7 protein-coding genes and 4 tRNA genes are annotated in these 9,584 nt (G+C 60.3%); 5 read left to right on the top strand and 6 right to left on the bottom strand.

Annotated features, from left to right (window positions below):
• Window positions 1-362 precede the first annotated feature (362 nt).
• Entirely contained in the window at window positions 363-1,103 is a 741-nt protein-coding gene (locus A7K61_RS21460) for an FKBP-type peptidyl-prolyl cis-trans isomerase (protein ID WP_003190133.1), read from the bottom strand.
• Window positions 1,104-1,350: 247 nt separating this feature from the next.
• Between A7K61_RS21460 and A7K61_RS21455 the strand changes: the two genes are divergently transcribed.
• Window positions 1,351-3,159 (top strand): di-heme-cytochrome C peroxidase, encoded by a 1,809-nt coding sequence (locus tag A7K61_RS21455; RefSeq protein ID WP_069558317.1) that lies wholly within the window; start codon window positions 1,351-1,353, stop codon window positions 3,157-3,159.
• A gap of 29 nt (window positions 3,160-3,188) precedes the next feature.
• Window positions 3,189-4,322 carry a catalase family protein gene (locus A7K61_RS21450; protein ID WP_044273086.1) on the top strand — a complete coding sequence of 378 codons (1,134 nt, stop codon included), beginning with the start codon at window positions 3,189-3,191 and terminating at the stop codon, window positions 4,320-4,322.
• Window positions 4,323-4,411: 89 nt separating this feature from the next.
• On the opposite strand, the gene A7K61_RS21445 is transcribed toward A7K61_RS21450, so the two are convergent.
• The 4 genes from A7K61_RS21445 to A7K61_RS21430 all read right to left on the bottom strand — a co-directional run bounded on the left by A7K61_RS21445 (window position 4,412) and on the right by A7K61_RS21430 (window position 4,932).
• A tRNA-Asp gene (locus A7K61_RS21445) sits at window positions 4,412-4,488 on the bottom strand.
• A gap of 19 nt (window positions 4,489-4,507) precedes the next feature.
• Window positions 4,508-4,583 (bottom strand) — tRNA-Val (locus A7K61_RS21440).
• A 177-nt stretch (window positions 4,584-4,760) separates the two neighbouring features.
• A tRNA-Asp gene (locus A7K61_RS21435) sits at window positions 4,761-4,837 on the bottom strand.
• A 19-nt stretch (window positions 4,838-4,856) separates the two neighbouring features.
• Window positions 4,857-4,932 (bottom strand) — tRNA-Val (locus A7K61_RS21430).
• Between the two features lie 159 nt (window positions 4,933-5,091).
• Here A7K61_RS21430 and rdgC point away from each other — a divergent pair.
• The 3 genes from rdgC to sugE all read left to right on the top strand — a co-directional run bounded on the left by rdgC (window position 5,092) and on the right by sugE (window position 7,565).
• Window positions 5,092-6,012: a recombination-associated protein RdgC gene (gene rdgC / locus A7K61_RS21425; protein WP_020301078.1), complete on the top strand. Its 921-nt coding sequence runs from the start codon at window positions 5,092-5,094 to the stop codon at window positions 6,010-6,012.
• Window positions 6,013-6,178: 166 nt separating this feature from the next.
• Window positions 6,179-7,138 carry a bile acid:sodium symporter family protein gene (locus A7K61_RS21420; RefSeq protein WP_003190129.1) on the top strand — a complete coding sequence of 320 codons (960 nt, stop codon included), beginning with the start codon at window positions 6,179-6,181 and terminating at the stop codon, window positions 7,136-7,138.
• A 112-nt stretch (window positions 7,139-7,250) separates the two neighbouring features.
• Window positions 7,251-7,565 (top strand): quaternary ammonium compound efflux SMR transporter SugE, encoded by a 315-nt coding sequence (sugE, locus tag A7K61_RS21415; RefSeq protein ID WP_010211634.1) that lies wholly within the window; start codon window positions 7,251-7,253, stop codon window positions 7,563-7,565.
• A gap of 108 nt (window positions 7,566-7,673) precedes the next feature.
• Here the strand turns inward: sugE and A7K61_RS21410 are convergent, their stop codons facing one another.
• Window positions 7,674-9,548, bottom strand: coding sequence for an MFS transporter (locus A7K61_RS21410; protein ID WP_069558316.1), 1,875 nt, complete (start codon window positions 9,546-9,548; stop codon window positions 7,674-7,676).
• Between the last annotated feature and the right edge of the window lie 36 nt (window positions 9,549-9,584).

Genomic DNA, 9,584 nt, shown 5'->3' with positions numbered 1-9,584 from the left:
CGGCGGCCCACGGATTCAAGCCTGTGTTCGGGCACACCGAGCCTAAGCGAGGTGCCGAGTGGTGGGGCACGAGCGTTTTGCTTACTTTTGCGCTTTTCAAAAGTGAGCCGCTGTCAGAGCGGAACCCTAGGTGGCCGTTACCGCAGGAATGGATATGTACTCGGTATAGCTGTGTCGCCTGTCAGGCCGCCTTCGCGAGCAAGCCCGCACAGTTGGATCGTTGGGGTGCCTGGGAGATAGGCGTCGACTGGCTGGCCGCCATCGCAGGCAAGCCAGCTCCCACAGGGAATTTTGCGTCGTTTGACCAACGCCGAAAACAACAACGCCCCGTCGAGACGGGGCGTTGTGTGTTCAGGCGCCGATTACTTCTTGGCGGCTGGTGCAGCAGGCGCGTCAGCCGCTTCTGCCTTGGCTGGGTCCTTGATGGCCAGCAGCTCCAGGTCAAATACCAGCACGGAGTTGGCCGGGATCGCCGGGCTCGGGCTCTGGGCGCCGTAGGCCAGGTCGGACGGGATGTACAGCTCGACCTTCTCGCCAACGTGCATCAGTTGCAGGCCTTCGACCCAACCCGGGATCACGCCGCTGACCGGCAGGTCGATCGGGCTACCGCGATCTACGGAGCTGTCAAAGGTAGTACCGTTGGTGAGCTTGCCGGTGTAGTGAACAGTCACCACGTCGGTTGGCTTAGGCTGGGCGCCGTCAGCCTTCTTCACGATCTTGTACTGCAGGCCGGAAGCGGTGGTGACGACACCGTCTTTCTTGGCGTTGTCTTCGAGGAATTTCTTGCCAGCGGCTGCCGACTCTTCGCTCATTTTGGTCATACGTTCTTCAGCACGCTTTTGCAGTGCGGCAAACGCCTCAACCAGCTCATCGTCCTTGAGCTTCTGCTCTTTCTTGCCGACGGCATCTTCGATGCCCTGGGCAACAGCTTTGGAGTCCAGGTCGTCCATGCCTTCTTGGGCAAGGCTCTTGCCCATGTTCAGGCCGATGCCGTAGGAAGCTTTTTGCGCCGGGGTTTTCAGCTCTACGCTGGTCTGCGAATCACAACCCGCAAGTACCAGGCTAACCAGGGCCACCGCCGCCGCCAACCGATGCTGTTTCATGCTATTTCCTTGTTCATGCGCCATAAGGGCATTCGAATAAAGTCGCGAGCTTATCAGGCGGCCACGACCAATGGCTACCGGCATGTGAGCAGGAAACTTCTGATAAGTTCACGTGTTTAAAAGCATTTCCATTTATCATGGGGCCCCGCGACGGATCGCGGGACCGCCTGATAGCGGGCCAATTGCTACTTGCCGCACCTGTAGCGCAGTGGCATAACAACGCGACAATTCGACAAGGATAGTTATCTTGCGCATTTTTTCCCGTGTTTTACTCCTGATACTGATCGCACTGGGCCTGATTCTGGCCGTGGTGCTCTACTACACCCTCAATCCCAAACTGCCGGATTATGTGCCCGTAAAGCAGGTGCACTACCAGGAGCAATGGAGTGCCGCCGACCGCCAGACCTACTACTTCACGCCCCAGGGCACCCAAGTAAAAGGCCTGCACTACGACTGGTTCACCGCCCTGGAGCTGCCGTTCTCCGAGCAACGCTTTGCCGCGCCGGAATACCTGGCGCGCTTCGGCTTCCTGGTCGACCCCAAGCAGACGGCCACCGCGCAAAACCCTGGCAACCTGCCGGTAGGGTTCGCCCGGCACCAGAACGCCGACAGCAAGGCTCAGTACCTGGATATCACCTGTGCGGCATGCCACACCGGCGAATTGCACTTCAAGGGCCAGGCCCTGCGCATCGACGGCGGCTCGGCGCAGCACGTGCTGCCCTCCAGCGTTCCCACGTTGCGCGGCGGCAGTTTCGGCCAGGCCCTGGTCGCCAGCCTGGCCGCTACCTATTACAACCCATGGAAGTTCGAGCGCTTTGCCCACAAGGTGCTGGGGGATCAGTACGATGCCCAGCGCGATCAACTGCGCAAAGACTTCAAGCAATCGCTGAACCAGTTCCTCAAAGTCGCCTGGAATGACACCCATCGCGGCCTTTACCCCACCGAAGAAGGCCCGGGCCGTACTGACGCCTTTGGGCGCATCGCCAACGCCAGTTTTGGCGACGCTATTTCCCCAGACAATTATCGCGTCGCCAATGCGCCGGTGGACTACCCGCAGCTGTGGGACATCTGGACCTTCGACTGGGTGCAGTGGAATGGCTCGGCCCAGCAGCCCATGGCGCGCAATATCGGCGAAGCCCTTGGCGTAGGCGCAACCCTGGCGTTCTTCGACGCTGCCGGGCAACCGCTCAAGGGCGATGCCCGCTACCCCTCCAGCGTACGGGTGCGCGACCTGCACCTGATCGAAGAGACCCTGCAACGGCTCAAGCCGCCGACCTGGCCGCAAGACTTGTTCGGCGCCATCGACAAACCCCTCGCCGCCCAGGGCCGCGCACTCTTTGCCGAGAACTGCGCCGGCTGCCACCTGCCCACCGTTACCCAAGAAAACGGCCGCCCGGTGCAGCAGTTGAAAATGCTGCCGGTGGACTACATCGGCACCGACCCCGGCACAGCCAACAACATTGCCGACCAACGCTATGACCTCAGTGCCCTGCAATGGGACCCGGCCGAACTGGCCCAACTCAATGTCGAACTGCACCCCACCCCTACCGCGCCGCTGGACCTGAAAAAAATGTCGGTAGCCCAGGGCCTGGCCTATGTCACCGCCTTCGTCGAAGAGCATGCCTACCGTGCGGCCGGCGTCACCCCGGCCGAGCGCCCGGGCCTGGACGGGTTCGGCCTGCCCATCGGCGTGCGCGAGTTGCGTGCCTACAAGGCGCGACCGCTGGCCGGCGTATGGGCCACCCCGCCGTTCCTGCACAACGGTTCGGTGCCGACGATCTACCAACTGCTCTCGCCCCAGGACGAACGCAGCACCACCTTCTATAAAGGCACCTTCAACTACGACCCGCGCCACCTGGGGTTTGAGACCACCGCCTTCAAGAACGCCTTCCTGTTCGATACCAAAATCACCGGCAACCACAACAGCGGCCACGAATTCCGTGCCGGCGAGCGCGGCAATGGCGTGATCGGCCGTGGCCTGCTGCCGCAGGAACGCTGGGCGCTGCTCGAATACCTCAAAGTGCTGGGCGGCCCGCTGGAGCAACAACTGCCATGATTATCCGATCGCAAAACAAGGACCGCTCCATGCTTGCTCGTCTCTGGCTGCGCCTTGGCGCCTTTGTGGGTAAAACCCTGTTGTGGCTGCTGGGCCTGGGCCTGCTGGGGTGGGTGTTGGCCATGGCGTGGTTCGCCTGGCAGCACAGGGGCCCGGTGTCGGTGAAAGAACAGATCCCGCCGGGTGAAGCGGCGATGACCCAAGGCATCATCCAGACCGCCGTGCGCATCGTTGACCAGCATCGCGAAGGCACTCGCTACCTGCGTGATGCCCATGCCAAGGCCCATGGATGCGTGAAAGCCGAGGTCAGCGTCCTGGCGGATCTCGACCCGGCCTTGCGCCAGGGTGTGTTCGCCGAGCCGGGCAAGACCTGGCAGGCGACGATGCGCCTGTCCAACGGCAACGCCTACCCGCAATTCGACAGCATCCGCGATGCCCGCGGCATGGCGATCAAGCTGCTGGATGTGCCGGGCAAGCAACTGATGGCCGACCAGCAAGCGCGCACCGAGCAGGATTTCGTGATGTTCAGCCATCCGAACTTCTTTGTCAGCGATGTTGCGGAATACGCGCAGAACATCGGTGCGCAAGCGGATGGCAAGAAGGTCCTGGCGTTCTTTCCCAAGCTCGACCCGCGCAGCTGGCAAGTGCGTCACCTGTTTATCGCCCTGGCAACCCTGGCGCCCGCCCCGGCCAGCCCGACGCAGACGACTTACTTTTCAGTGTCGCCTTATAAGTTTGGCGCGGCCAACGCCAAGTTTCGCGTCGCGCCCGACCCGCAAAGCTGCCCGGATTATGTGCTGCCCAAACAGAACCAGGACCTGCCCAACTTCCTGCGCAGCGCGCTCAACCAGCAACTGTCCACCGACCGTGTAGATGCGTGTTTTGTGCTGCAGATCCAGCGGCAAAACCCACAGGCGTTCATGCCCATCGAAGACACCAGCATCGAATGGAAGGAAAGCGACGCGCCGTATGAAACCGTGGCCAAGGTGAGAATTCCCGCCCAGGACTTTGACACGCCGGCGCAGAACCTGGCGTGCGATAACCAGTCGTTCAACCCCTGGTTCGGGCTGGAAGCCCACCGCCCTATCGGCGGCATCAATCGGCTGCGCAAAGCGGTGTACGAAGCCGTCAGCGACTACCGCCACAGCCGCAACGCACCGTAAGGTGCGTTAAATTGCAGGCGAAAAAAAACCCGCTCAATGAGCGGGTTTCTTGTGGCTACCTGGCGTTCAGTGTTCCAGGTGACCGAATATGGCGCAGCGGACGGGACTCGAACCCGCGACCCCCGGCGTGACAGGCCGGTATTCTAACCGACTGAACTACCGCTGCGCGTAACACTTGAAGCGAATGGTGGGTGATGACGGGATCGAACCGCCGACATTCTGCTTGTAAGGCAGACGCTCTCCCAGCTGAGCTAATCACCCTTCGTTTCGGTGTGGGCGCATCATACACCAAAAAATCGTAATGTCTTGATTTAAATGCAATTTATTTAAAAAAAGTTTAGCGCACGATTTTTTGCCATATTTCGGACAGAAAAAAGCCCGCTCGATGAGCGGGCTTTCTGTGGTTACCTAGCGTTCAGCGTTCCAGGTAACCGAATATGGCGCAGCGGACGGGACTCGAACCCGCGACCCCCGGCGTGACAGGCCGGTATTCTAACCGACTGAACTACCGCTGCGCGTAACACATGAAGCGAATGGTGGGTGATGACGGGATCGAACCGCCGACATTCTGCTTGTAAGGCAGACGCTCTCCCAGCTGAGCTAATCACCCTTCGTTTCGGTGTGGCGCGCATTCTACGGAGCGACCTTAAGTCTGGCAAGCACTTTCTTAAATCTTTTTTTTCAGCCCTTCCAATGGCTTAGGCAGGGTTGGCCTGCGGCGTGATCAAGAGAATAATGCCCCCCTTTGTATAGAGGAGAGACTCACCCCATGTGGTTCAAGAACCTGCTTATCTATCGCCTGACCCAAGATCTGCCTGTTGATGCCGAGGCGTTGGAAGCGGCCATGGCCACCAAGCTGGCGCGCCCTTGTGCAAGCCAGGAGTTGACCACTTACGGTTTCGTCGCGCCTTTCGGTAAAGGTGAAGATGCTCCCCTGGTTCACGTCAGCGGCGATTTCCTGCTGATCGCCGCCCGCAAGGAAGAACGCATCCTGCCGGGTAGCGTGGTGCGTGATGCACTTAAAGAGAAAGTCGAAGAGATCGAAGCCGAGCAGATGCGCAAGGTCTATAAGAAGGAGCGCGACCAGATCAAGGATGAAATCATCCAGGCCTTCCTGCCTCGCGCCTTTATCCGTCGCTCGTCGACCTTCGCTGCGATCGCGCCGAAACAGGGCCTGATCCTGGTCAACTCGGCCAGCCCCAAGCGCGCCGAAGACCTGCTGTCGACCCTGCGCGAAGTGATCGGCACCCTGCCCGTGCGCCCGCTGACGGTAAAAACCGCCCCGACTGCGATCATGACCGACTGGGTCACCACCCAGAAACCGGCCGACGACTTCTTCGTCCTCGACGAATGCGAACTGCGCGACACCCACGAAGACGGCGGCATCGTGCGTTGCAAGCGCCAGGACCTGACCAGCGAAGAGATCCAACTGCACCTGACCACCGGCAAGGTCGTGACCCAACTGTCCCTGGCGTGGCAGGACAAGTTGTCCTTCATGCTCGACGACAAGATGACCGTCAAGCGCCTGAAATTCGAAGACCTGCTGCAAGACCAGGCGGAACAGGACGGTGGTGATGAAGCCCTGGGCCAACTGGATGCCAGCTTTACCTTGATGATGCTGACCTTCGGCGATTTCCTGCCGGCGTTGGTGGAGGCACTGGGCGGCGAAGAAACACCGCAGGGCATCTAAACAACACCGATCCACTGTGGGCACGGTCAGTGTGGGAGCTGGCTTGCCTGCGATGGCGGAGTGTCAGCCAGAGTAGTGCCGACTGATACACCGCTATCGCAGGCAAGCCAGCTCCCACATTGGATTGCATCGCCCTATCCAACACTCTAATAACAAGGACACCCCCATGCGCGCACTCGCCGCCTTGAGCCGCTTCGTCGGCAACACCTTCGCCTACTGGGTGTTGATCTTCGCCGTCGTCGCCTTTCTCCAACCCAGCTGGTTCATCGGCCTGAAAAGCGCCATCGTCCCACTGCTGGGCCTGGTGATGTTCGGCATGGGGTTGACCTTGAAACTGGAAGACTTCGCCGAAGTCGCTCGCCACCCGTGGCGCGTGGCCTTGGGCGTGGTCGCGCATTTCGTGATCATGCCGGGCGTGGCATGGTTGCTGTGCCAAGCGTTCCATTTGCCAGCGGAAATAGCCGTTGGCGTGATCCTGGTCGGCTGTTGCCCAAGTGGCACGTCGTCCAACGTGATGACCTGGCTGGCCCGGGGTGACCTGGCGTTATCGGTGGCGATTGCCGCGGTCACCACCCTCCTCGCGCCGCTGCTCACACCGGCATTGATCTGGCTGCTGGCCTCGGCCTGGCTGCCGGTGTCGTTCATGGAGCTGTTCTGGTCGATCCTGCAAGTGGTGCTGCTGCCCATCGTACTGGGCGTGGTCGCGCAGCGCTTGCTCGGTGATCGGGTAAGGCATGCGGTGGACGTGCTGCCACTGGTGTCGGTGGTCAGCATTGTGATCATCGTAGCGGCCGTGGTTGCCGCAAGCCAAGGCAAGATTGCCGAGTCGGGCCTGCTGATCATGGCCGTGGTGATGTTGCACAACAGCTTCGGTTACCTGTTGGGCTACTTCACCGGGCGCCTGTTCAAGTTACCGCTGGCGCAACGCAAGTCGCTGGCCCTGGAAGTGGGCATGCAGAACTCCGGGCTGGGCGCCGCCTTGGCCAGTGCCCACTTTTCGCCGCTGGCGGCAGTGCCCAGTGCGCTCTTCAGCGTCTGGCACAATATTTCCGGGGCGTTGCTGTCGACCTATTTCCGCCGCATGAGCGAAAAGGAAGACCGTCGCGCGCTGGAAACCACGCCGTAACTTGATCGCGCGGTCCAATTTCGGCACTCTACCGAACTTCGCGGGGACGACCTCGCGACGCTATCAAGCGCTTACCCGGGGACGACCCCACTTTGATAGAAGCGAGGTCATCATGTCCTGGATCATTCTGTTTTTTGCCGGGTTGTTTGAAGTGGGCTGGGCCGTCGGCCTGAAGTACACCGACGGGTTCAGCAAGCCACTGCCCACCGCCCTGACCATTGCCGCCATGGCCGTCAGCCTTGGGCTATTGGGGCTGGCCATGAAGGAACTGCCGCTGGGCACCGCCTATGCCATCTGGACCGGCGTCGGTGCCGTGGGCACGGTGATTGCCGGGATTATCCTGTTTGGAGAATCCATGGCGCTGTTTCGATTGGCCAGTGTGGCGTTGATTATTTGCGGGCTGATTGGCCTCAAAATCTCGACTTAAGCCACTACCGCTATCGCAGGCAAGCCAGCTCCCACATTTGACTGCATTCACAATTCAAAAGGTGGGAGCTGGCTTGCCTGCGATGAAGTCCCGACAAACAACCACAAACTACCTGACACTCCCCCGCAAACCACCCACCACAGCCTGCAACTGCTCAGGCGTCGCCGCCTCCACAGCCACCGGCTCACCCGCCACCAACACCACCCGCGACCAGATCCGATGGAAAAAGCCCTTGTTAGGATCGCGGCTGAAGAAACTCCCCCACAACCCCTGCAACGCCATCGGGATCACCGGCACCGGCGTCTCCTCCAGGATGCGCGTCACCCCACCGCGAAACTCATTCATCTCGCCATCGGCGGTCAGCTTGCCTTCCGGGAAGATGCACACCAACTCGCCATCCTTGAGGTACTGGGCAATCCGCGCGAACGCCTGTTCGTAGATCTGAATGTCTTCATGGCGCCCGGCAATCGGAATCGCCCCGGCGGTGCGGAAGATAAAGTTGAGCACCGGCAAGCGGTAGATCTTGTAGTACATGACAAAGCGAATCGGCCGACGTACTGCACCGCCGATCAACAGCGCATCGACAAACGACACATGGTTGCACACCAGCAACGCCGCGCCTTCATCCGGGATGGCTTGCAGGTTGCGATGCTCCACGCGGTACATGGAATGGCTGAGCAGCCAGATCATGAAGCGCATGGTGAATTCGGGGACGATTTTAAAGATGTAAGTGTTAACCGCGATGTTGAGCAGCGACACCACCAGGAACAACTCGGGGATCGACAGCTTGGCCACGCTCAACAGCAGGATGGAGACGATGGCCGAGACCACCATGAACAGTGCATTGAGAATGTTGTTGGCCGCGATCACCCTAGCTCGTTCGTTCTCGGCGGTGCGCGACTGGATCAGCGCATACAGCGGCACGATGTAAAAGCCGCCGAACACACCCAGGCCGAGGATATCGAACAGCACCCACCATGCCTGGCCGTAGCCGAGCACCGCGAGCCAATCGTTGGCTTGCACGTTCTGCGGGAAGCCGCCGGAGTGCCACCACAGCAGCAGGCCGAACACAGTCAGGCCAAACGAGCCAAACGGCACCAGGCCGATTTCCACCTTACGCCCGGAGAGTTTTTCGCACAGCATCGAGCCCAGGGCGATGCCCACCGAGAACACCGTGAGGATCAAGGTCACCACGGTTTCGTCGCCGTACAACCATTCCTTGGCATAGGCCGGGATTTGCGTGAGGTAGATCGCGCCGACAAACCAGAACCATGAGTTGCCGACAATCGAGCGCGACACAGCAGGCGTCTGCCCCAGGCCCATGCGCAACGTTGCCCAGGACTGCGTGAAGATATTCCAGTCCAGGCGCAGTTGAGGTGTCGACGCCGCCGCGCGCGGGATGCTGCGGCTGGCCAGGTAGCCCAGCACCGCCACGGCCACAATCGCCACCGCCACCACCGGCGCGTAATGGGTGGAAGACATCATGATCCCGGCGCCGATGGTGCCGGCCAGAATCGCCAGGAACGTGCCCATCTCTACCAGGCCGTTACCACCGACCAACTCATCGTCGTGCAATGCCTGAGGCATGATCGAGTACTTCACCGGGCCGAACAGTGCCGAGTGCGTGCCCATGGCAAACAGCGCCAGCAGCATCAGTTCAAGATGATTGGTCAAAAAACCCGTCGCGCCCACGGCCATGATCACGATCTCGCCGATCTTGATCGCGCGGATCAACGCGTCCTTGTTGAATTTCTCGCCAAACTGCCCGGCCAACGCCGAGAACAGGAAGAACGGCAGGATAAACAACAAGGCGCACAGGTTGACCCAGATGGAGCGGTCGCCCTCGATGGTGAGCTTGTAAAGGATGGCCAGGATCAGCGATTGCTTGAAGATGTTGTCGTTGAACGCGCCCAGCAATTGAGTGATGAAAAACGGCAAGAAGCGCCGCGTGCGCAGCAAGGTAAATTGGGAAGGATGGCTCATCGTCGTCCGTGTTCCTGCGTGGCCTTATTTATCAGG

This window comes from Pseudomonas sp. AP42 (genome assembly GCF_001728935.1).
Taxonomy (GTDB): domain Bacteria; phylum Pseudomonadota; class Gammaproteobacteria; order Pseudomonadales; family Pseudomonadaceae; genus Aquipseudomonas; species Aquipseudomonas lactis.
The sequence above is the reverse complement of the archived record's forward strand: the minus strand, read 5'-3'. Positions and strand labels throughout refer to the sequence as shown.